Below are 21,970 nucleotides of genomic sequence, written 5' to 3' on the forward strand. Positions count from 1 at the left end.
TGGTCAGGCCCTCGTTCGGGATTGCAGTCCCGGCGGGGGCCGTCTCATGTCGCATTCGGTTGTGGGTCGAGGCAGGGCGGATCGCATCCAGTCGCGACAGCCCGGCAGCGCCGACAGTGGCCTAACAAGTTCCTTGATCGCCAGTCGAGTTGGAAATGATCACCCTTCTGGGTGACGGCGCCATACGGGCGGGGTGGGGCGAGGTGGGGTGGGGTTCCCCCAAGCCCTTCGCCTGGTTCTTTTACCTGGTTCTTTTACCTGGTTCTTTGTCTTTGGCGTCGGGCGTTTCCGGGTCACGCCCGGCCACGACCCGGTTCCGGCAGCAGGCTCACTTCCGCCCAGACCGTCTTGCAGGGACCGGGGCCTTCCTCGACACCCCAACGGTCCGCGAACGCCGCGACGATGACCAGACCCCGGCCTGTTTCCGCGTGGCCTCCGGCCGGGTCCGGGATACGGGGGTGCCGGTCGCCGAGGGCGTCGGTCACCGCGATGCGGAGGTTGCGGGTCGCGTCCAGCGCCAGGGTCAGGGTCAGCCGGAAGTCCCGCCCCGGCACTCGCCCGTGCAGGGCGGCGTTCGCCGCGAGTTCGGCGGTGATGTGTTCAGCGCGGTGCGCAGGCTCGGCTGAGCAGTGATCACGCCCATACGTACGGTGACCGTCTTGGTGTTGTCCAGCTTTGTACAGACTGTCCTGCGTGACGTGTTGGGCATGGGAGCCGTTGGGGACGGACAGCACGTCGGAGGTGGGCACCGGTGATGACGGACGGCGACAGCGAACGCACGGGGTACGAGACAGACGAGCCGGGCTGGGATGTCTTCCCAGGGGACGAGTCAGGGTTGGTGGTAGCGGTCGGCCGCCAGATCAGGCTTTGGCGTGAGGAGGCGGGGCTGCGGGCCGCCGAGTTCGGCGAGGCGATCGGGTACGGCGAGGGCCTCGTCTACAAGGTGGAGGCCGGGAAGCGCATTCCCCGACCCGAGTTCCTGCTCAAAGCGGACGAAGTCCTGGGCGCAAGGGGCAAGATCGCCGCGATGGCCGAGGCCGTGGCGGAGGCTCGGTATCCGAAGAAGGTTCGGGACCTGGCCCGGCTGGAGGCGCAGGCGGTCGAGCTGGCGGCGTACCGCAACCACAACCTGCACGGCCTGTTGCAAACAGAGGAATACGCGCGGGCACTGTTCGAGATGCGGCAGCCCGCGTACTCGCAAGAGCAGGTTGAGCAGGCAGTGGCCGCACGGATGACCCGGCGGTCCGTCTTCGAGCGATCGCCCGCTCCAGCGCTCGGCTTCGTCCAGGAAGAGGTGACGCTGCGCCGCCCGATCGGAGGGAAAATGGTACTCCGCCGACAGCTCGAATACCTTTTGCAGGTGGGGAAGTTGCGAAACGTCGCCATCCAAGTAATGCCGACTGTCCGCGAGGACCATGCGGGAATGGACGGCGAGATCCAGGTGCTGAAGTTCAGGGACGGTGCAGCGATGGGGCGCTCCGAGGGGGCGTTCGCAGGCCGCCTCGTCTCTGATCCGAAAGAGCTCCGGATCCTCGAATTTCGGTATGGCATGATCCGGGCCCAGGCTCTCACGCCACAGGAGTCCCTGGCCGTCATCGAGCAAGTGCTGGGAGAGACATGATCCGCAACCCCTCTGCCGGAGACGATGCCGAGCTGGAGTGGTTCAAGAGCAGCTACAGCGACAGCAGCGAGGCTGACTCCTGCGTCGAAGTGGGCTGGCTGAAGAGCAGCCATAGCGACAGCAGCGCGCCCGGTGACTGCGTCGAGATCTCCGCCCCCACCCCCCGCGTCATCCACGTACGCGACTCCAAGAACACCCTCGGCCCCCGACTCGCCTTCGCGAACAGCAGCTGGGCCCCCTTCCTCGCGTACGCGGCAGCGCCCCCGACTCCGGCTAGCTGACCTCCCCTCCCTTCCCCCTCCCCTCCCCTCCCCCAGATCAAGGCCCCACCTTCCTCCCCGGCAGACGCCGAGCGGCGGGACGGGCGCATCGTCATGCCCGGAACAACTCACGCCGCTCGACAGCGGACCCCGCTTGACACCACCAGCGCCCCATCCCCATTATTCAGCTAGTTAACTAGTGGACGGGTGGTGAGAGGGATGCGGTACTACATCGAGAGGCGCCGGGGCGTCGCGGCGTACCAGCAGATCGTCGAGCAGACCAAACGGGCCGTCAGAGCCGGTGCGTTGAAGCCCGGCGACCGGTTGCCGACCGCTCGCGAGGTGGCCGAGACCTGCGCCGTGAACCCGAACACCACGCTCAAGGCCTATCGGGAGCTTGAGCGGGACGGCGTGGTGGAGCTGCGGCAGGGAGTGGGCACGTTCATCGCCGCCGCGAGCACGGAGGCGGACCGGAGTCACACGCCCGACATCGAGTCGCCGCTCTACGCCGAACTGGCGGAGTGGACCGGGCGGGCGCTGGCCGCGGGTCTGGTGGAGGAAGACGTGCGGGATCTGGTCGAACTGGCGCTTCAGGAGCGCCAGCAGACGGCGGCGGGCACTTCCCGCAGCAGTGCGGACGAGCAGAACGGGAGACGGGGATGAGCGGTGCGTCAGGAGAGGCGGCCGTGCGGAACAAGGGGCGGACCGCCCTCGAAGTACGCGGCCTCGGACGGCAGTACGGGCGCCGCTGGGTGCTGCGCGACGCCACGTTCCGGCTGCCCGCAGGGCGCGTATGCGGACTCGTGGGTCCCAACGGCGCGGGCAAGACGACGATGCTGGAGATCTTCGCGGGGCTGCGCGACGCGTCGGCGGGCGAGGCGACGGTCTTCGGCGAACCCGCCGGTGGGGCCCAGGCCCGGCAGCGGGTCGCGTTCCTGCCGCAGGAGAAGCCACTGTTCGCGCGCTTCACGGTCGCCGAGACACTGCGGGCGGGAGGCGAGCTGAACCCGCACTGGGACCAGGAGTTGGCCGAGGACTTCGTGCGGGCCGGATCCATTCCGCTCGACGCCAAGGTGGGAAAGCTGTCCGGCGGCCAGCGCACCCGGGTAGCCCTCGCGGTGGCCCTGGGCAAGCGCCCCGACCTCCTCCTGCTTGATGAGCCGCTCGCCGATCTGGACCCGCTGGTGCGCAGGCAGACCGTCGCCGCACTCCTCGGCGAGGTGGCCGAGCGCGGTATCACCGTCCTGCTCTCCAGCCATCTGGTGGCCGAACTCGACACGCTGTGCGACTACTTGTTGCTCGTGGCCGAGGGCGGGCTGCGCCTTGCCGGTGACGTGGACGAGATCATCAGCGTCCACCGGATGCTGTCCGCGCCCACCGACCGGGTGCCGACCGGGCCCGGCGGGCTGCCCGGGGGGCTTGAGCACCACACGGTCGTGGAGACCCACGGCGACCAGCGGTACACCACCGCCCTTGTCCGCCCCGGCGGTCCGGTCGCCGACTTCTGGGACGCCACCGCGCCGACCCTTGAGGAAGTGGTGCTCGCCTATCTGGCGCAGAGCAGCTCCGCGCAGCCACTGATCAGCCCCAACTCCTATGTTCTCGGCTCCGGTTCGGAGGCAGTGAAGTGAGTACGACGACACAGACGCTCCGGACGGACGGCGGCGGCTCCCCCGGAGCGCCGGGGCGGCAGGCGAGGGCGCGGGCGCGCGGCTTCGGGCCGAGCGGGATGGCCTGGCTGGTGTGGCGCCAGCACCGGACGGCGTTCCTCCTGCTGCTCGTGGTGGCGGCCGTCACCACGGCGGTCCTGGCGTGGCTGGCCCAGGACGCGAGCAGCGCCGTGGCAGCCGTCGAAGGGTCGAGCCCGTCCCCCGTGGCGACCGCCGCCCTCGACACCGCTTACCAACGGCTCGACTTGCTGGGTCTGGCCCTCGCGGGTCTGCCGGTGATCATCGGCGTGTTCATCGGCGCTCCGCTGTTCGCGGGGGACCTGGAGAGCGGCACCGCCAAGTTCGTGTGCGTCCAGTCGCACAGCCGCTGGAGCTGGGTGGGGACGAAGCTCGGCATGGCCGCCCTGTTCTCGGCCGTGGCGGCGCTCTCCACCGGGATCGCCATGAAGGCCCTGTGGACGCCGCTGGCGAACCACATGGCCGTCAACGCGGACTTCACCAGCGCCAGCGGCTTCGACACCACGGGTCCGGTCGCGGTGGCCCTGGCTGTGCTCGGCCTGCTGATCGGCGCCGCCGCCGGGCTCCTCACGCGGCGCACGCTGCCCGCGATGGTGGTGACGTTCGCCGCCCTGCTCGCGGTGAAGACCGTATGGGAGCCGATGCGCATGATGTTCGCGACCACGGTGACGAAGACGACGGGCGACGGCCTGTTCGGCGAGGGCGACGCTCCGGAGGTTCCCGTCAACGCCCTGGAGGTCGACACCTCCTACGTGACCGATGACGGTTCACTCCTCGGCTGGGGCTCCTGTGTGGAGGAGAGCGACAGGCCGGCCTGTCTGCGGCGCGACGGGGTGGTCGGCTGGTCGAAGGAGTACCTGCCCTTCTCCCACATGGACGCCATGCAGTGGGCGGCAAGCGCCGCGCTGGCCGGGGCGCTCCTGGCGATGGCGGCCGTCCTCATCTACGCGGCAAGGCGCGCCCTACGCTGACCCCACCCCCACCACCCCCACCCCCCGCCCATGCCGGGGCACTGCAAGAAAGTCCCGCAAAACACGGCCAATCCAGGCTCTCCAGCGGGATTTTTCTGCAATCCCCCTATATGTGGCGGGGTTTGTAACAGGGACGCCGGGTTGTGTAACGGGAATGTCAGGCAACGTAACGGTGAAGCTGTAGCGCACAACCATCGACGTTAGCCCCTGGTCTCCCTTACGTCACAGCAGTTTCCCCACAGGAGGATCAGTGCGACGTTCACTCATAGCCGCAGTCGCCGTCACCGCGCTCGCGACGCCGCTCGCCATCGCGTTGACGTCCGGTTCCGCAGCCGCCGCCCCCACCGCGGCCAGCAAGCCGGTGACCGACTTCAACCATGACGGATACGCCGACCTCGCCATCTCCGCACCCGGCGGCGCCGTGGACGGCGTGGCCGGCGCGGGCTACGTCTCCATCGTGTACGGATCGGCGTCGGGCGCCGACACCGCGCACGCCAAGCAGATCAACCGCACCACCGCCGGTGTCCCCGGCGACCCCGAGGAGAACGGCAGCTTCGGTGGAAGCACCGAGGCCGCCGACCTCGACGGCGACGGATACACCGACCTCACCGTGAGCAACGACAAGACCGACGCGGTGCTCTGGGGTTCCGCGAACGGACTGACCCAGGCCTCCGAGCTGCAGGGCGGGTACACGGACCAGGTGAAGGCCGGTGACTTCAACGGCGACGGCAAGGCCGACCTCGTCACCAACAATCAGTCCACCATGGAAGTTCGCTACGGCCCGTTCACCCGTGACGGGAAGCCCGCCTCCACCTCGTCCGTCCAGAACGGCGACGACGGCCCCCAGGAGCTCATGGTGGGCGACGTGACCGGTGACGGCGCCGACGACCTCGTCACCGGCCACGCCATGGAGGAGATGCAGCACTCCTCGCGCCTGTGGAAGGGCAGCAAGGACGGCCTCTCCAAGACGTCGACGGAGACCAAGAAGTTCACCACGAACGGCGTCATCGCCGACGTGGACAAGGACGGTTACGGCGACCTGGTGGCCCGCGAGGTCGACGAGGTCTCCGAGACCCAGGTGTACGACGCGGGCGCGGTCCGGGTCATCTACGGCTCCAAGTCCGGCTTCTCCAGCCGTACCGCGAAGATCGACCAGGACACCGCGGGCGTCCCCGGCGCCAGCGAGGCGGCGGAGATCAACGGGCCCGAGTGGGGCGACCAGTTCGGCGCCTCCCTCACCGCGGGCGACGTCACCGGTGACGGCTACCCCGACATCGCGGTGGGCGTGCCCGGCGAGAACCTCGGCGACGCCGCCGACACCGGTGCGATCGTCCTGCTCAAGGGCGGCGCGAACGGCCTGACCGGCTCCGGCGCCCAGGCCTTCAACCAGGGCACGGCGGGCGTCCCCGGCGTCTCGGAGAAGGGCGACAACTTCGGTGAGTCGGTCCAGCTCACCGACGTCAACAAGGACGGCCTCGCCGACCTGACCGTGGGCGTGCCCCAGGAGGACGGCACGACCAAGGACTCCGGCGCCGCCTGGCTGTTCCGCGGCGCGAAGACCGGCCTGACCACGACCGGCATCACGTCGTTCAGCCCGTCCACCCTTGGCACCCCGGAGGCCGGCGCCCGCTTCGGCTCCGACCTCACCGGCTGATCCCCTAGCTCCTCAAGCGGGTCATTCCAGGACCGGGAGCAACTCCGGGAGGTGGCCGTCCGACGCGGCGGCCGCCTCCTGGCGTTCCTGGGGCACCTCTCCGTACAGCGTCGTCCGCGCCTTCGCCGGACGCCCGGCCTCCTCCGCGATCGCGACGAGGTCCTTGACCGAGCGGTACGAGCCGTAACTGGAGCCCGCCATCCGGGAGATGGTCTCCTCCATCAGCGTGCCGCCCAGGTCGTTCGCGCCCGAGCGCAGCATCTCCGCCGCCCCCTCCGTGCCCAGCTTCACCCAGCTGGTCTGGATGTTCGGGATGTGCGGGTGGAGCAGCAGCCTCGCCATCGCGACCACCGCGCGGTTGTCGCGGGTCGTCGGGCCGGGGCGCGCGATCCCCGCCAGGTACACCGGCGCGTTCGTGTGGATGAAGGGGAGCGTCACGAACTCGGTGAACCCCTCGACCCCCTTGGCCAGCGACTCCTCCTGTATGGCGGCCAGCGTGCGGAAGTGGCCGAGCCAGTGCCTCGGCTGGTCCACATGCCCGTACATCATCGTGGAGGACGAGCGGATGCCCAGCTCGTGCGCCGTCTTCACGACCTCGATCCAGGTGGCCGTGGGCAGCTTGCCCTTCGTCAGGACCCAGCGCACCTCGTCGTCGAGGATCTCCGCAGCCGTGCCGGGGATCGAGTCCAGGCCCGCGTCCTTCGCCGCGCTGAGCCAGTCCCGTATCGACAGACCGGTCCGCGTCGCGCCGTTCACGACCTCCATCGGCGAGAAGGCGTGCACATGCATGCCCGGGACGCGCTCCTTCACGGCGCGCGCGATGTCGAAGTACGCGGTGCCGGGCAGGTCGGGGTGGATGCCGCCCTGCATGCACACCTCGGTGGCGCCGACCTCCCACGCCTGCTGGGCCCGGTCGGCGACCTGGTCGAGAGAGAGCGTGTACGCGTCCGCGTCGGTCCTGCGCTGGGCGAAGGCGCAGAAGCGGCAGCCGGTGTAGCAGACGTTGGTGAAGTTGATGTTCCGCGTGACGATGTACGTGACGTCGTCGCCGACCATCGACTTGCGTACGTCGTCAGCGATGCCGCACAGCGCGTCGAGCGCGGGGCCGTCCGCGTGCAGCAGGGCAAGGGCCTGCTCGTCCGTCAGGCGCGTCGGGTCGTCGGCGGCCGTCTTGAGCGCCGCCCGCACGTCGCCGTCGATCCGGGACGGCACCATGCCGGGCGCGGCCTGCTCGCGCAGGGCCTCCCAGTCGCCGTACACCTCGTCGAAGTCGTCGCGGCGGTCGGACGTACGTCCCGTCGTGTCGATCGTGCGGTGCAGGTCCGTGCGGCCCGACGAGGCGACGTACCCCTCGTCCGGCTCCTGCCAGGGCAGACCGGTCGGCCGGGCGTCGGGGTTCGCGAGGCCCGTGTCCGGGTCGACGAGCGCGCGCACGTGCGGAAGGAGACGCGGATCCAGCCAGGGTTCGCCGCGCTCGATGAACTCCGGGTAGATCGTGAGCCGCTCGCGCAGTGTGAAGCCCGCTTCGGCGGTCTTCTCCGCGAGCTCGTCGATGTGCGGCCAGGGGCGCTCGGGGTTCACATGGTCGGGCGTGAGGGGCGAGACGCCGCCCCAGTCGTCGATGCCCGCGCCGATCAGGAGCGCGTACTCGGCGTCGACGAGATTCGGCGGGGCCTGGATGCGGGCGCTCGGGCCCAGGATGTGCCGGGCCACCGCGATGCACGCGGCCAGCTCGTCGAGCTCGGCGTCCGGCATGCCGCGCATCGCCGTGTCGGGCTTGGCGCGGAAGTTCTGGACGATGACTTCCTGGATGCCGTGGTACGAACGCTGCGTCGAGCGGAGCCGGAAGAGCGCGTCCGCCCGCTCCTCGTACGTCTCGCCGATCCCGATGAGGACCCCGGTGGTGAAGGGGACGTTGGAGCGTCCCGCGTCCTCAAGGACCCGCAGCCTGACCGCGGGCTCCTTGTCGGGCGAACCGTGGTGCGGGCCGCCCGGCTCGCTCCACAGCCGGGTCGCCGTCGTCTCCAGCATCATGCCCATGGACGGCGCGACGGGCTTGAGCCGCTGGAGGTCGGTCCAGGTCATGACGCCCGGGTTGAGGTGCGGGAGCAGACCCGTCTCCTCAAGGACGCGGATCGCCATCGCGCGGACGTAGGCGAGCGTGTCGTCGTAGCCCTCCGCCTCCAGCCACTCGCGCGCCTCCGGCCAGCGGTCCTCGGGCCGGTCGCCGAGCGTGAACAGAGCTTCCTTGCAGCCCATTTCCGCGCCGCGCCGGGCGATGTCGACGACCTCGTCCGGCGAGAGGAACATCCCGTGCCCCTCGCGCCGCAGCTTGCCGGGCACGGTCACGAAGGTGCAGTAGTGGCACTTGTCGCGGCACAGCCGCGTCAGCGGGATGAAGACCTTCTTCGAGTACGTGATGACGCCAGGCCGTCCCGCCGCCGCGAGCCCCGCGTCCCGCACCCGCGCGGCGGACGCGGCCACGTCCTTGAGGTCGTCGCCGCGCGCCTGGAGCAGCACGGCGGCTTCGGCGGTGTCGAGCGCGACGCCGTCCCTGGCGCGTTTGAGGGCGCGCCGCATGGCGTTGGCGGTGGGCCGTGCCGGCGCGGGGGTCGGCCCCTGGGGTGCTGAGTCCTGTGGCGCGCTGTTGGTCATACGTCCGAGCATACGAGCGACCTCGCGCAGAAACACCTACAGGTCAGTGCCGGTTGCGGGCTGGTCGCGGGCGGCGGGTGCGAGGGACAGGTACCGCTTGCACGTATCGCTGAAACCGTCGAGCGTGCGCAGCACCTCCGCCGCCCCGCGCGCCGGGAGCTGCACGATGACCTCGTCGATGCCCAGCTCTTCGTAGTGGGCGAGCTTGCCCTCGGTCGGCTCGACGGCGGAGAGCGCCACGTACAGGTCGCCGGGTTCGCGGCCCGCGTCGGCCCAGGCGGCGCGCAGCGCGGGGAGCGCGTCGCGAAGACCGGCCCCGCCGATGGGCAGCCAGCCGTCGGCGTACTCCGCGATCCGCGCGAACAGCTTGGGTCCCGCCGCTCCCCCGATGAGCGTGCGGGGCGCACGCACCGGCTTCGGGTGCGCCTCGCTGGCCCGCACGCTCGCGAACTCGCCCTCGTACGCCGTCGGTCGCTCGGCCCACAGCGCCCGCATGACCGCCATCCGGTCCCGCACGAGCGCGTGCCGCGTGCGCCACTCGACGCCGTGGTCGGCGGCCTCCTCCCTGTTCCAGCCGTAGCCGATGCCGAGGGTGAGACGGCCGCCCGAGAGGTGGCCGAGGGTCGCGATCTGCTTGGCGAGGTCGATGGGGTCGTGCTGTCCGACGAGCGTGATGTTCGTGCCGAGCCCGAGCCTGCTCGTGACGGCGGCGGCCTGGGCGAGGGCCACGAAGGGGTTGAGCATGCGGGCGCACTCGGGCGGGAGTTCACCGCCGGGGTAAGGGGTCTCGCGGGACACCGGGATGTGGGAGTGCTCGGGGAGGTAGAGCGCCGCGAAGCCTCGCTGCTCCAGTTCCCGGGCCAGGCGGACGGGGGTGATGGTCTCGTCGGTGAGGTAGAGGGTGGCGGCAACGCGCATGTGGTGGCCTCCGGTCACGTCGTCGTACGGAGCGGGCTCGCCTACTGGTCGTACGGAGCGGGCTCGTCTACTGGTCGTACGGAGCGGGCTCACTTATTAGCCGTCAGCGGCGCAGGAGTCCATGCCGTGCCCGCGAGCGCCTATGCGCGGAGCCCCGGGTGGCCTAGGATCCGCCGGAATCGACGGAATCGACGGAATCGACGGAATCGACGGAATCGACGGAATCGACGGAATCGGGGGGTTCCTCATGCGGCTTCGTTTCGCGACCGTACTGCTGCTGCTCGGAGCGCTGCTGGGAGGTACGGCTTCCGCGGGCGCGTACGCGGTCGCTCCGCGGACCGCTGCGACCACGGCGGCCACGGCGACAGGCGCGTCGACGGCGTACGCGGCGGGCGCCACTGCCACCAGGACGGACACCAAGGCGGCCGACGAGTCGCGGTCCAAGCCCAAGAAGACGAAAAAGAAGAAGAAGTCCAAGGGCGGCGCCGGGCTGATCTTCGCGATCATCGCCGTCGTCGCGGTCATCATCATCGTCATGATCGCCCTGCGCCGCGTACGCAAGGCTCGTCACCGCCCGTAAGTCTGTCAATTGCCTTCCCTTGCGCCCCAGTTCACGGCTCAATACCAGGGTTGCCCTGCAGTCCCTTCCGACACCCTGGGGAGCCGCCACATGTGCGAGGACGAACACCGCCCGGCCAGAGCCGCCAACACGCCGCTGAACCGGCGCGGTCTGCTCGTGACGGGAGCCGCCGCCGCGCTTACGTTGAACAGCGTGAGCTTCGCGAGCGCCTCGGGGCGTGCATCCGGAAGTGACGACGAGACCAAAGTGGTGCGCGGGACCTTGCCCACCGGGTCGCCCGACTTCGTGTATCTGCCGGTCGAAGTCCCGGAGGGGGTACGGGAGATCCACGTCGCGTACACCTACGAGAAGGTCACCGTCCCGGCGGGCACGCAGGGCAACGCGCTCGACATCGGCGTCTTCGACCAGCGCGGCACGGCACTCGGCGGCAAGGGCTTCAGGGGCTGGTCGGGCGGCGCGCGCACGGAGTTCTTCATCCGCGCCGACGACGCCACTCCCGGCTACATCCCGGGCCCGGTCAAGGCGGGCACCTGGAACATCGCGCTCGGCCCGTACACCGTCGCCCCCCAGGGCCTGCCCTACGAGGTCACGATCACGCTCAAGTACGGGGCGCCCGGCAGGACGCCCAGGCCCGTCTACCCGCCGGAGCGGGCGAAGGGGCGTGGCCGCGCCTGGTACCGCGGCGACTGCCACCTCCACTCCTGGCACTCGGACGGCAGGCGCACCCCGGCCGAGATCGCGGCCCTCGCCCGCGCTGCGGGCCTCGACTTCATCAACACCTCCGACCACAACACGTACTCCTCGCACCCCCACTGGGCCGACCAGGCCGGGGACGACCTGCTGATCATGCTGGGCGAGGAGGTGACCACGCGCAACGGCCACGTGGTCGCCCTCGGCACGGACCCCGGCACGTTCATCGACTGGCGTTACCGCGCCCGCGACAACCGCTTCGGCAAGTTCGCCCGCGAGGTCCGTGACGCGGGCGGCCTCGTCGTCCCCGCTCATCCGCACGGCACCTGCATCGGCTGCAACTGGAAGTTCGGCTTCGGGGAAGCGGACGCGGTGGAGGTGTGGAACGGCGCGTACACGCCGGACGACGAGGTGTCCCTCGCCGAGTGGGACGGCACGCTCGTCGCGTCCGTGCGCGGCCGGAAGCCGTGGATCCCGGCCATGGGCAACAGCGACGCCCACCGCGACCCGGACCCCGTCGGCACCCCGCAGACGGTGGTCCTCGCGGACTCCCTGTCCCGCGACGCCATCCAGGCGGGCATCCGCGCGGGCCACAGCTATGTCGCCGAGTCCAAGAACGTCGCGGTCGAGTTCACGGCCACCGGCGGCAAGGGCAAGCAGGCGGGCATCGGCGACCGCCTCTACGTCGAGCAGGACGCCCCGGTGACCGTCCGCCTCGACGTCACCGGCGCGCCCGGCTGCACGATCCGCTTCGTGACGGACCAGGGCATCCTCTTCACGGGCCCCGCGCTGCCCGAATCCGGCGCCGGTACGGCTCAGTGGCGGACGACGCCTTCGTACGCGGCGTACGTACGGGCCGAGGTCCGCCACGCGCCGACGGTGACGGGTCTGCCGGGCGCCCTTGCCGCCTTCACGAACCCGGTGTTCCTGGGCCGCGGGTAGCTCCGCAGGGCCGGAGCGCGTTCTGGAGCGGGTCAGTCCGCGACGACCAGCGTCGGAGTGTCCCGCTTCAGGACCTCGCCCCGGAAGAACGCCGGGCTCGTGCGGCCCATCACCAGCATGATCACCACGCCGAGGAGCAGCAGGCCCACGCCGATCACGAAGACCGAGCCGACGCCGAGGACGGAGGAGCCGCTGCCGTAGGCGGGGTTCCACATGTCGATGAGGGTCTTGGCGAAGACGCCGGTCAGGAGGACGCCGCCGAGGACCGGAAGCAGGCCCTTGAAGACGAAGTCGCGGACGGAGCCGAGGAGATCGCGGCGGAAGTACCAGACGCAGGCGAAGGCCGTGAGCGCGTAGTAGAAGCAGATCATGAGACCGAGCGCGTAGATCGTGTCGACCAGGACGTGCTCGGAGACCAGCGTCATGACCGTGTAGAAGACGGCGGTCGCGACGCCCGCGGTGACCGTCGCGCGGCCCGGCGTCTTGAAGCGCGGGTGGACGCGTGCGAACGACGGCGGGAGTGCCTCGTACGCGGACATGGCGAGGACCGTGCGGGCCACCGGGATGAACGTCGTCTGCAGGCTCGCCGCCGCCGACGCGAGGACCGCGACGAAGAGCAGGATGCCGAGCGTCGGGCCCATCACGGGGCCCGCGAGGACGGCGAAGACGTTGTCGGAGGTGTCGGGGTTGGCGAGGCCGAGGCCCTTGGTGCCCGCGCCCACCACCATCTGCGCGGCGACGGCCGTCGCGAGGTAGGAGCCGACCAGGACGACCATCGCGATCAGCGCGGCGCGGCCGGGGGTCTTGTCGCTGCCGGTCGTCTCCTCGTTCGCCGCCAGGCAGGCGTCCCAGCCCCAGTAGATGAAGATGGCGAGCGAGAGGCCCGCGGTGAAGGAGGAGAACGACTTCACGGCGAACGGGTTCAGCCATGACCAGGAGAAGTCCTGCGACAGCGGGAACTGCGCGCTGCCCGCCTTCTGGAACGCCATCACGACGAAGATCGCGAGGACGGCCAGCTGAAGCCCCACCAGCGCGTACTGCACGCCCTTGGTGGCCGTCATCCCCCGATAGCTGATGGCCGTCGCGGCCGCGATCAGGGCGAGGCAGGTGAGGATGTGGACGGCCTTGTCGTCGTCCAGGGCCGCCACGGAGTCGTTGCCCGTGATCTCACCGGCCAGGAGCCAGAAGTACGAGGTCGCCACGCCCGCCAGATTGGACAGGACGATGATCGTGGCGATGACCAGACCCCAGCCGCACATCCAGCCGATCCGGGGGCCGAAGGCCTTGACCGTCCAGGTGAACGAGGTGCCGCAGTCCGGCATGGCCTTGTTGAGCTCACGGTAGGCGAAGGCCACCAGGAGCATCGGCAGGAAGCCCGCGAGGAAGACGGCGGGCATGGCGAGGCCGACCTCGCCGGCCGTGGAGCCGAGGGTCGACGTCAGGCAGTAGACGGGGGCGACGGTGGAGATGCCGATGACGGCACTGCCCATGAGGCCGACGGAGTTCCCGCCGAGGCCTTTGGCGCGTACGCCCCCGTCGGGGGCGCCGCCTGCCGTGTCTCCGGCCCGGGGCGCCTGGAGCCGATCGTCCAACTGGGTCATGAACAGGACGTTAAGGGCTGCGGTTTCCACATGCGGAGGATCAGCATCCGGATCGATTTGCTTGCAATCGATGGATGAATTGGGGCAACTCCCATTGATTACTGGAATCGATCACCGAGACGGTTACCTATTACCAGGCAAACGCCAGACCGTCCGATATGCGGGAACCGCAGCACTGTCCGCTTTGTCCTGGTTCAAAATTTTCCCTCGCGTCCTCCCGCGTTCCACATGACGGACATCGGCCCGCTCCCGTCACCCGGGCCGCGTCACGCCGGTCGCGTCACCCCGGCCCCATCACCCCGGCCACACGATCGACTGCAGCTCGCTGTACGCGTGCAGCGCGTACGAACCCACGTCCCGGCCGACCCCGCTCTTCTTGAACCCACCGAACGGCGCCTCCATGTTCCGGCCGATCGTGTTCACGCCGACCCCGCCCGCGCGCAGCCGCCGCGCGACCCGGAAGGCGCGGGCCACGTCGCCCGACCAGACGTAGTCGATGAGGCCGTAGTCGCTGTCGTTGGCCAGCGCGATGCCCTCCTCTTCCTCCTCGAAGGGGACCACCACGACGACCGGGCCGAAGATCTCCTCGCGGACCACCCTCATGTCGTTCGTGCAGTCCGCGAGCAGCGTCGGGGCGACGTAGAAGCCGTGGTCGAGGCCGGGGCCCGCCGGGCGCTCGCCGCCCGCGACGACACGCGCGCCTTCCTTCCGGCCGAGCTCCACGTACGACTCGATACGGTCGCGGTGCGCCGCCGAGATCACCGGGCCGACGATCGTCCCCTTCTCCAGCGGATCACCGACCTTCATGAAGCCGATGTAGCCCGTCAGCTTCTCGATCAGGTCGTCGTAGATCGCGCGGTGCGCGATCACCCGCGTCGGGGCGGTGCAGATCTGTCCGCTGTAGAAGGCGTACGTCGTCCCGATGCCCGCCACCGCCGAGTCCAGGTCCGCGTCCTCGAAGACGAGCGCCGCGCCCTTGCCGCCCAGCTCCATCAGCTGGCGTTTCATGTCGCGACCGCACACCTCGGCGATCCGCTGCCCCACCGACGTCGAGCCCGTGAAGCTCACCATGTCGACGTCGGGCGAGTCCACGGCCGCCTCGCCCACCTCCGGGCGCGCGCCGCTCACCACGTTCACCACGCCCGGGGGCGCCCCGGCCTCCTCAAGGGCCGCCGCCATCCGGTACACCGACAGCGGGTCCTGCGGGGCGGGCTTCACGACCACCGTGTTGCCCATGGCCAGGGCGGGTGCCACCTTGCCCGCCGGGTTGGCCCAGGGGTTGTTGTACGAGGTGACGCAGGTGACGACGCCCACCGGCTGGCGGACGGCGAGCGCACCGAGGACACCCGCCTTCCCCATCGGGCCCGCCTCGCTGATCTGCGGAGGAAGGGCGGACTCGACGGGCTCAAGGGCACCTTTCGCGTACCGCTTGAAGCGCGCCACCGACACCGCGACCTGCATCCCGCGCGCCGTCCCGGCCGTCGCGCCGCTCTCCGCCTGGGCGAGTTCCGCGAACGAGGCGAAGTCGCGCCGCATGATCTCCGCCGCCCGGTCCAGGACGGTGGCCCGCTCCTCGGGTGTCGTACGCGACCAGGCACCGAAGGCGTCGCGGGCCGCCCCCGCCGCCGCGTGCACCTGCTCGCGGCTCGCCTCGGGGGCGAGTCCGACGACACCCTCGGTGGCCGGGTTGATCACTTCATAGTGACCGCCGTCGGGCTCGACCCACTCGCCGCCGATGAAAAGGCGCTGCTGCTCCGGTGGTTCAGGGCTCACTTCGTGCTCACCGTCCTGGTGTCCCGGCCCGAACGCAGCACCGTGCCGGGCGTCGCGCCCGTCACCGTGTCCTCGCGGATGGTTTCGACTCCGTTGACCCAGACGGCGTTGACGCCGATCGCCTTCGAGTCCAGGCGCGGGCTGTCGCCCGGCAGGTCGTGCACCAGCGTGGCCTTGCCCGCGTCGATGCGCTCGGGGTCGAAGAGGACGAGGTCGGCGTGGAAGCCCTCCTCGATACGGCCCCGCTCCCGAAGACCGAAGAGCCGCGCGGGGTCGTCGGTGAGCATCTTGACCGCCTGTTCGAGGGCGACCAGCTTCCGTCCGCGCAGGCAGTCCCCGATGAACCGGGTCGTGTAGGGGGCTCCGCACATCCGGTCCAGGTGCGCGCCCGCGTCGGAGCCGCCCAGCATGACGTCCTCGTGCTGCCACGCCTCCTGGCGCAGGGCCCATGAGTCGGGGTCGTTGTCGGAGGGCATGGGCCACAGGACCGTACGCAGATCGTCGTTGGCGCAGATCTCTACGAGGCACTGGAAGGCCTCCTGGCCGCGCTCGGCGGCGATGTCGCCGACGACGCGCCCGGTGAGGCCTTCGTTCTCCTTGGAGTAGGTGTCCCCGATGACGTACCGGTCGAAGTTCGAGAGGCGCCGGAAGACTCCGGCCTCCTTGCTCGCGGCGTGCCGCAGCATCTCGCCCCTGACGTCCGGGTCGCGCAGCTTGGCGACACGCTCGGGAACGGGGAGTCCGAGCACGTCGCCCCAGCCGGGTATCAGGTTCAGCGCGCAGAAGGTGCCGAGCGACATGTTCATGGGGGTGAGGATCGGCATCGTCAGGGCCACGATCCGGCCACCGGCCTTGCGGGCGCGGTCGCTGGCGGTCAGCTGGCGCGGTACGCGTTCGGGGACGGCGGAGTCGATGGTGAGGACGTTCCAGTTGAGCGGGCGTCCCGCGGCGGCGCTCATCTCCACGAAGAGATCGATCTCCTCGTCGCTGAACTGATCGAGGCACCCGGCGACGATGGCCTCCAGCTGTGTGCCCTCGTGCTCGGCCACGGCCCGGCTGAGCGCGATCAGCTCGTCGGGCTTCGCGTGCCGGGAGGCCACGGGCTGTCCGTCGCCGTCCGAGTGTGTGGACGACTGCGTGGTGGAGAGCCCCCAGGCGCCGGCGTCCATCGCGTCGTGGAAGAGCCGAAGCATCTGGTCGAGCTGCTCGGGGGTCGGCTGCCCGCCGACCGCGTCCGCGCCCATGACGTACCGCCGCAGTGCGCAATGCCCCACCATGAAGCCCGCGTTGACGGCGACGCGCCCGTCCAGGGCGTCCAGATACTCGCCGAACGAGCTCCACGACCAGGGCGCCCCCTCTTCCAGGGCCACCAGCGACATGCCCTCGACCTTGGACATCATCCGCCGCGTGTAGTCGGCGTCCTCGGGCCGGTCGGCGTTCAACGGAGCAAGGGTGAAACCGCAGTTGCCGCCCGCGACGGTGGTGACGCCGTGGTTCAGGGACGGGGTCGCGTACGGGTCCCAGAAGAGCTGGGCGTCGTAGTGGGTGTGCGGGTCGACGAACCCGGGGGCGAGGATGCGTCCCTGGGCGTCTTCGCTGGTCGTGGCCTGCTCGGTGAGGGTTCCGGGTTCGGCGATGACGGCTATGCGGCCGTCCCGGATGCCTACGTCGGCGGTGAACGCGGGGGCGCCGGTCCCGTCTACTACGGTCGCGCCCTTGATGAGGTGGTCGAGCATGGCGTGGACGTCCCCCTTCGGGGCAATCGGGTGGATGGGTGGGAGAGAGATCGCCCGAAGGGCGAAAAAGGGTGCCCCGACCTCCGTCCGGGAAGGGAAGGCCGGGGCAGCGAGTGGGGCGGCTCAACCGCCGGAGGCACCCGCGCCGCGCATACGCGTGGTGCGGTGCACGGGATCCGTGTCGATCTTCGGAATCACGTGCTCACCGATCAGCTTGATCGTGTTCTTCGTGTCCTCGGGCGAGATCCCGATCGGAAGCCCGAAGCTGAGCTGGTCGGCACCGGCCTGCTCCCACCGCTTGCACTGCGTGAGCACCTCGTCCGGGTCGCCGCAGATCATCAGCTCCTCGGCGATGAGCAGCTCGATGATCTCCTCGCTGTACTCGGGGAGCAGCTCGGGCCACTCGGGGATGCCCTCGGGGCGCGGGAAGGTGTCGTGGTAGCGGAAGAGCAGCGACTGGAGGTAGTTGAGGCCGCCGCCGACGGCGATCTCGACGGCCTTCTTGTGCGTCTCCGCGCAGATCGCGGTCGAGGTCACCATGACGTTGTCGTTGACGAAGGCACCGACGGGTTCGGCGTCCTTCACGGCCGTCTTGTACGACTCCAGGACCCACTCCATGTCGGATACCTTCTGCACGCTGAAGCCCAGTACCCCGAGCCCCTTCTTGCCCGCCATCGCATACGAAGGGGGGGACCCGGCGGCGTACCACATGGCCGGGTGCGACTTCCCGTACGGCTTGGGCAGGATCTTGCGGGGCGGCAGCGACCAGTGCTTGCCCTGGAAGCCCACGTACTCGTCCTGGAGCCACATCTTGGGGAACTCGGCGATGGTCTCTTCCCAGAGTTCCTTGGTGTGGTTCATGTCGGTGATGCCCGGCATGAAGCCCAATATCTCGTGCGACCCGGCGCCGCGCCCCGAGCCGAACTCGAAGCGGCCTTCCGAGAGGTGGTCGAGCATGGCGACCTTCTCGGCGACCTTGACCGGATGGTTCACCGGGGCGAGCGGGTTGAAGATGCCGGAGCCCAGGTGGATGCGGTCGGTCGCGTGGGCGAGGTAGCCGAGGAAGACGTCGTTGGCGGAGAGGTGGGAGTACTCCTCCAGGAAGTGGTGCTCGGACGCCCAGGCGTACTTGAAGCCGGACTTGTCCGCCTGGATGACGTACTCGGTCTCCTCGATGAGCGCCTTGTGCTCCGCTTCGGGGTCGACCTTGGCCCGCTTGGCGGGCACGTATCCCTGTACAAAGAGACCGAATTCCAAGGAGGTTCACCATCCTCGTGAGTATCTTCGAGTTTCTGACGAACCGTCAGATTGTGATGCGACGACTGTTCCACCGGCCGCAATGACCGTCAATACCCGGGGCCGCCCTTACTGACGCCGCGTCAGACGATGCTGACGCCCGCGAGCCATCCCCCGTCTATGACGAACGGCTGCCCGGTGATGTAGGCCGAGTCGCCGCCGGTCAGGAAGAGCGCGAGGGCGGCCACCTCCTCGGGCCTGCCGATCCGCCCGAGCGGCACGAGCTTCTTGTAGAGCTCGGCGACGGCCTCCCCCGCCTCGGTGGGGTCGGCGGTCGGGTCGAGCTGTGCGGGGTTGGTCATCGGGGTGTCGACGGCCCCCGGGCAGACGGCGTTGACGCGGATGTTCCTGTCGGCGAGTTCGAGCGCGGCGACGCGTGTGAGCCCGAGGATGGCGTGCTTGGTCGCGGCGTACGCGCCGACGTAGGCCATGCCCGTCATCGCGGCGTACGAGGCGGTGTTCACGATGGTCCCGCCGCCGGCGGCGGCGATCTCGGGCGCCACGGTGCGGATGCCGAGGAAGCAGCCGATCTGGTTGACCTGGATGATCTGTTGGAACTCTTCGAGCGGGGTGCTGAGGAGCTCGTTGAAGCGCAGGATCCCGGCGTTGTTGACCAGGCCGTCGATCTTCCCGAAGGCGTCCTTCGCTGCGCCGGCCGCCGCCTCCCAGTCGGCTTCCCGGCCGACGTCGAGGTGCACGAACCTGGCCACGTCGCCGCCGAGCTCCTTGGCGAGGGCCTCGCCCTGCTCGTCGAGCACGTCGGCGATGACGACCCGCGCCCCCTCGGCGGCGAAGAGCCGCGCCTCCTGTTCGCCCTGCCCGCGCGCCGCCCCGGTGACGATGACGACGCGCCCGTCCAGCTTGCCCATACGAGTCTCCTTGAGTGATGTCTTCAGAGAGGTCTCAGTTGAGGTGCGGGGCGACTTCGGCGGCGAACGCCGCCATCTGGTCGGTGAGTTCGGTACGGCTGCGGCTGCGGAAGCACACCTGTATCTGCTGCACCCCCATCGCCCCGTACGCGCGCAGCGACTCCGCGAGAGCGTCCGGCTTCCCGCTGAGGGTGCGCCGCCCCACGGACCAGCCGGGCTCCCCCACGTACAGGGGCTCGGCGATCGCCCCCACGACGATCGGCTCCGGCACGCCCGCCTCCTCGCGCAGCCGCTTGAGCCTGGCGATCTGCGCGGGCAGCTTGTCGCGCGGGTCGCCCTGCGGCAGCCATCCGTCACCGCGGACGGCGGCCCTGCGGACGGCGGCGGGCGACGAGCCGCCCACCCAGATGGGGACGCGCTCCTGCATGGGGCGGGGACGCTGGCCGAGGCCGCTGAAGTCGTAGTGCTCGCCGTGGTGTTCGGGGTACTCCTCGGGGCCGAGCGCCGCGATGAGCGCGTCGACGGTCTCGTCGAGCACGGGCCCGCGCCGCTCGAAGTCGGCCCCGACGGCGTCGAACTCCTCCTGCACGTGCCCGGCCCCGACCCCGAGGATCAGCCGCCCGCCGCTGAGCCGATCCAGGGTGGCGTACTGCTTGGCGCTGACGAGCGGATGCCGGAGGCCGACGACGGCGACATGGCTCATGAGCCGTACGTTCTCGGTGATCCCGGCGAGGAAGGAGAGGGTGGCCACCGGGTCGTACCAGACGGTGCTCATGGTGTCGGCGAGCCGCCGCGGAATGGCCACGTGATCACAGCTCGCGATGTAGGCGAAGCCGCCACGGTCCGCGGTGCGGGCGATCTCGGCGAGGTCGTCGGTGGTGGCGTCCGCCTCCCACGCCTCCGCGTAGATGACGCTCTGCGACTGGATCGGGAGCTGCATCCCGTAGACCAGTCGCCCTTGCAGGAAGATGTGCGCCAGCGCGTTGACAGCCATGGGAACCCGACCCCTCACCTTGATCTGACGATCTGTCACATACGGCGACGGGACTCATCGTCGTAGCTGACGCACCGTCAGGCAAGGGGTCGGAGACGACTGTCCGCCTCGGTCGCGCTCCCGTTGGCGATGTGTCGGCCGGGACTGCGAGTGCTGTCCGGGCCGGGCCCGCGAAGGGCCGGCATCTTCACCTCCGGCCCGCCGTGCGCCCGCTACAAGGGCCCCGGTGTGAAGGCGTGCGTGGAACTCATCAACCACGACAACTGACATCCAGGGGCCCGCACGGACGCGGGCCCCTTCGCTGACCGGCTACGCCCCGGGCCCCGCCCACAGCCCCTCACCCGTGAGCCCGAGCAACTCGATCGCGTTGCCCCGTACGATCCGGTCGACCACGTCCGGAGCCAGGTGCCCCATCTGGTCCTCGCCGACCTCCCTGGACTTGGGCCAGGTCGAGTCGGAGTGCGGGTAGTCGGTCTCGTACAGGACGTTCCCGACGCCGATCGCGTCGAGGTTCTTCAGCCCGAAGGCGTCATCGAAGAAGCACCCGTAGACGTGCTCGGTGAAGAGCTCGGACGGCGGCCGGTGCACCTTGTCGGCGACCCCGCCCCAGCCCCGGTTCTCCTCCCAGACCACGTCCGCGCGCTCCAGGATGTACGGAATCCAGCCGATCTGCCCCTCGGCGTACATGATCTTGAGGTTCGGGAAGCGCTCGAACTTGCCGCTCATCAGCCAGTCGACCATCGAGAAGCAGCAGTTGGCGAAGGTGATGGTGGACCCGACGGCGGGCGGCGCGTCGGCGGAGGTCGACGGCATCTTGCTGCTCGACCCGATGTGCATGGCGATGACGGTGCCGGTCTCGTCGCAGGCCCGCAGGAAGGGGTCCCACTCGTCCGTGTGGATGGAGGGAAGGCCCAGGTGGGGCGGTATCTCGGAGAAGGCGACGGCACGTACGCCGCGGGCGGCGTTGCGGCGGACCTCGGCGGCGGCCAGCTCCGCGTCCCAGAGCGGAATGAGGGTGAGGGGGATGAGACGGCCGTTCGCCTCGGGCCCGCACCACTCGTCCACCATCCAGTCGTTGTAGGCCTGTACGCCGAGCAGGCCGAGTTCGCGGTCCTTCGCCTCGGTGAACGTCTGCCCGCAGAAGCGGGGGAAGGTCGGGAAGCAGAGGGCGGACTGGACGTGGTTGATGTCCATGTCGGCGAGGCGGTCGGGCACGCTGAAGGACCCCGGGCGCATCTGCTCGTACGTGATGACCTCAAGCTTGATCTCGTCCCTGGCGTACCCGACGGAGGTGTCGAGGCGGGTGAGGGGCCGGTGCAGATCTTCGTAGATCCACCAGTCACCTATGGGCCCTTCGTCCCCCTTCGCCCCCATCACGGGGGCGAACTTCCCACCCAGGAAGCTCATCGACTTCAGGGGCGCCCGGACGACGCGCGGCCCGCTGTCGCGGTACTTCGACGGGAGGCGGTCCCGCCAGACGTGGGCGGGTTCGACGGTGTGGTCGTCCACCGAGATGATCCTCGGGAACGTCGGCAAGGTCTCAGTGGTCTCCATGGGCTCCACGGTAGCGCCGATCTGACGACCCGTCAGCTCTTCGTCAGGTCTTCGTCACCCGTATATCGACGGAGCTCCGGCCGTCCTCGCACGGGCCGGGCCCGGACGCCAGAGTGCGTGGACCCTGTGAGAGCCGTCTCCCACAGCTGACGCATCCGCTATGAACAA

Annotated in this window: 18 protein-coding genes; 8 read left to right on the top strand and 10 right to left on the bottom strand. The window is 69.8% G+C overall.

The genetic code is table 11. The annotated features are described in order from the left end of the window. Window positions 1-293: 293 nt before the first annotated feature. Window positions 294-749, bottom strand: a complete 456-nt coding sequence (locus ACFVXC_RS13725; protein ID WP_389904912.1) for an ATP-binding protein — start codon at window positions 747-749, stop codon at window positions 294-296. A 5-nt stretch (window positions 750-754) separates the two neighbouring features. Between ACFVXC_RS13725 and ACFVXC_RS13730 the strand changes: the two genes are divergently transcribed. From ACFVXC_RS13730 to ACFVXC_RS13755, 6 genes are all read left to right on the top strand, one after another. Then, the gene (locus tag ACFVXC_RS13730) at window positions 755-1,621 is read left to right on the top strand and encodes a helix-turn-helix domain-containing protein (RefSeq protein ID WP_389904913.1); all 867 of its coding nucleotides are present in this window, start codon (window positions 755-757) and stop codon (window positions 1,619-1,621) included. Continuing rightward, a complete protein-coding gene (locus tag ACFVXC_RS13735) occupies window positions 1,618-1,902 on the top strand; it encodes a DUF397 domain-containing protein (protein WP_389904915.1) in 285 nt (94 codons plus the stop codon). The genes ACFVXC_RS13730 and ACFVXC_RS13735 overlap by 4 nt, the downstream gene beginning before the upstream one ends. 189 nt (window positions 1,903-2,091) lie before the next feature. Next, window positions 2,092-2,544 carry a GntR family transcriptional regulator gene (locus tag ACFVXC_RS13740; RefSeq protein WP_389904917.1) on the top strand — a complete coding sequence of 151 codons (453 nt, stop codon included), beginning with the start codon at window positions 2,092-2,094 and terminating at the stop codon, window positions 2,542-2,544. Then, entirely contained in the window at window positions 2,541-3,512 is a 972-nt protein-coding gene (locus tag ACFVXC_RS13745) for an ATP-binding cassette domain-containing protein (RefSeq protein ID WP_389904919.1), read from the top strand. Before ACFVXC_RS13740 ends, ACFVXC_RS13745 begins: the two co-directional genes overlap by 4 nt. Then, a complete protein-coding gene (locus tag ACFVXC_RS13750; protein WP_389904921.1) occupies window positions 3,509-4,540 on the top strand; it encodes an ABC transporter permease in 1,032 nt (343 codons plus the stop codon). The genes ACFVXC_RS13745 and ACFVXC_RS13750 overlap by 4 nt, the downstream gene beginning before the upstream one ends. A gap of 250 nt (window positions 4,541-4,790) precedes the next feature. Beyond that, complete coding sequence (locus ACFVXC_RS13755) at window positions 4,791-6,194, top strand: FG-GAP-like repeat-containing protein (protein WP_389904923.1); 1,404 nt, start codon at window positions 4,791-4,793, stop codon at window positions 6,192-6,194. A gap of 21 nt (window positions 6,195-6,215) precedes the next feature. Here ACFVXC_RS13755 and ACFVXC_RS13760 read toward each other — a convergent pair whose 3' ends face one another. Both ACFVXC_RS13760 and ACFVXC_RS13765 read right to left on the bottom strand, forming a co-directional pair. Then, window positions 6,216-8,774, bottom strand: coding sequence for a bifunctional FO biosynthesis protein CofGH (locus tag ACFVXC_RS13760; RefSeq protein WP_389905297.1), 2,559 nt, complete (start codon window positions 8,772-8,774; stop codon window positions 6,216-6,218). Window positions 8,775-8,885: 111 nt separating this feature from the next. Next, window positions 8,886-9,767, bottom strand: a complete 882-nt coding sequence (locus ACFVXC_RS13765) for an LLM class F420-dependent oxidoreductase (protein ID WP_389904924.1) — start codon at window positions 9,765-9,767, stop codon at window positions 8,886-8,888. 247 nt (window positions 9,768-10,014) lie between these two features. On the opposite strand from ACFVXC_RS13765, the gene ACFVXC_RS13770 reads away from it, so the two are divergent. Together ACFVXC_RS13770 and ACFVXC_RS13775 are read left to right on the top strand one after the other, a co-directional pair. Continuing rightward, entirely contained in the window at window positions 10,015-10,347 is a 333-nt protein-coding gene (locus ACFVXC_RS13770) for a hypothetical protein (protein ID WP_389904926.1), read from the top strand. Between the two features lie 90 nt (window positions 10,348-10,437). Continuing rightward, window positions 10,438-11,979, top strand: a complete 1,542-nt coding sequence (locus ACFVXC_RS13775) for a CehA/McbA family metallohydrolase (RefSeq protein WP_389904928.1) — start codon at window positions 10,438-10,440, stop codon at window positions 11,977-11,979. A gap of 32 nt (window positions 11,980-12,011) precedes the next feature. Here ACFVXC_RS13775 and ACFVXC_RS13780 read toward each other — a convergent pair whose 3' ends face one another. The 7 genes from ACFVXC_RS13780 to ACFVXC_RS13810 all read right to left on the bottom strand — a co-directional run bounded on the left by ACFVXC_RS13780 (window position 12,012) and on the right by ACFVXC_RS13810 (window position 21,784). Continuing rightward, on the bottom strand, window positions 12,012-13,580 hold the full coding sequence (locus ACFVXC_RS13780) for an APC family permease (RefSeq protein ID WP_389904929.1): 1,569 nt from the start codon (window positions 13,578-13,580) through the stop codon (window positions 12,012-12,014). Between the two features lie 294 nt (window positions 13,581-13,874). After that, entirely contained in the window at window positions 13,875-15,353 is a 1,479-nt protein-coding gene (locus tag ACFVXC_RS13785; RefSeq protein WP_389904930.1) for an aldehyde dehydrogenase family protein, read from the bottom strand. Next, complete coding sequence (locus tag ACFVXC_RS13790) at window positions 15,350-17,089, bottom strand: amidohydrolase family protein (RefSeq protein ID WP_389904932.1); 1,740 nt, start codon at window positions 17,087-17,089, stop codon at window positions 15,350-15,352. The genes ACFVXC_RS13785 and ACFVXC_RS13790 overlap by 4 nt, the downstream gene beginning before the upstream one ends. Window positions 17,090-17,212: 123 nt before the next feature. Continuing rightward, on the bottom strand, window positions 17,213-18,346 hold the full coding sequence (locus tag ACFVXC_RS13795; protein WP_389904934.1) for an LLM class flavin-dependent oxidoreductase: 1,134 nt from the start codon (window positions 18,344-18,346) through the stop codon (window positions 17,213-17,215). Window positions 18,347-18,468: 122 nt separating this feature from the next. Then, a complete protein-coding gene (locus ACFVXC_RS13800) occupies window positions 18,469-19,254 on the bottom strand; it encodes an SDR family NAD(P)-dependent oxidoreductase (protein WP_389904936.1) in 786 nt (261 codons plus the stop codon). A gap of 34 nt (window positions 19,255-19,288) precedes the next feature. Further along, a complete protein-coding gene (locus ACFVXC_RS13805) occupies window positions 19,289-20,248 on the bottom strand; it encodes an LLM class F420-dependent oxidoreductase (protein WP_389904939.1) in 960 nt (319 codons plus the stop codon). Between the two features lie 309 nt (window positions 20,249-20,557). After that, complete coding sequence (locus ACFVXC_RS13810; protein WP_389905299.1) at window positions 20,558-21,784, bottom strand: amidohydrolase family protein; 1,227 nt, start codon at window positions 21,782-21,784, stop codon at window positions 20,558-20,560. Window positions 21,785-21,970 lie beyond the last annotated feature (186 nt).

Origin of the sequence: Streptomyces sp. NPDC058257 (assembly GCF_042881845.1) — a bacterium.
GTDB lineage: Bacteria > Actinomycetota > Actinomycetes > Streptomycetales > Streptomycetaceae > Streptomyces.

What these genes read in the sequence shown, in the direction of transcription:
- ACFVXC_RS13760 (WP_389905297.1), bottom strand. Translation starts at nt 8,774, where the DNA reads ATGCGGCGCGCCCTCAAACGCGCCAGGGACGGCGTCGCGCTCGACACC.
- ACFVXC_RS13775 (WP_389904928.1), top strand. Translation starts at nt 10,438, where the DNA reads ATGTGCGAGGACGAACACCGCCCGGCCAGAGCCGCCAACACGCCGCTG.
- ACFVXC_RS13735 (WP_389904915.1), top strand. Translation starts at nt 1,618, where the DNA reads ATGATCCGCAACCCCTCTGCCGGAGACGATGCCGAGCTGGAGTGGTTC.
- ACFVXC_RS13770 (WP_389904926.1), top strand. Translation starts at nt 10,015, where the DNA reads ATGCGGCTTCGTTTCGCGACCGTACTGCTGCTGCTCGGAGCGCTGCTG.
- ACFVXC_RS13780 (WP_389904929.1), bottom strand. Translation starts at nt 13,580, where the DNA reads ATGACCCAGTTGGACGATCGGCTCCAGGCGCCCCGGGCCGGAGACACG.
- ACFVXC_RS13730 (WP_389904913.1), top strand. Translation starts at nt 755, where the DNA reads ATGACGGACGGCGACAGCGAACGCACGGGGTACGAGACAGACGAGCCG.
- ACFVXC_RS13790 (WP_389904932.1), bottom strand. Translation starts at nt 17,089, where the DNA reads ATGCTCGACCACCTCATCAAGGGCGCGACCGTAGTAGACGGGACCGGC.
- ACFVXC_RS13800 (WP_389904936.1), bottom strand. Translation starts at nt 19,254, where the DNA reads ATGGGCAAGCTGGACGGGCGCGTCGTCATCGTCACCGGGGCGGCGCGC.
- ACFVXC_RS13745 (WP_389904919.1), top strand. Translation starts at nt 2,541, where the DNA reads ATGAGCGGTGCGTCAGGAGAGGCGGCCGTGCGGAACAAGGGGCGGACC.
- ACFVXC_RS13765 (WP_389904924.1), bottom strand. Translation starts at nt 9,767, where the DNA reads ATGCGCGTTGCCGCCACCCTCTACCTCACCGACGAGACCATCACCCCC.
- ACFVXC_RS13805 (WP_389904939.1), bottom strand. Translation starts at nt 20,248, where the DNA reads ATGGCTGTCAACGCGCTGGCGCACATCTTCCTGCAAGGGCGACTGGTC.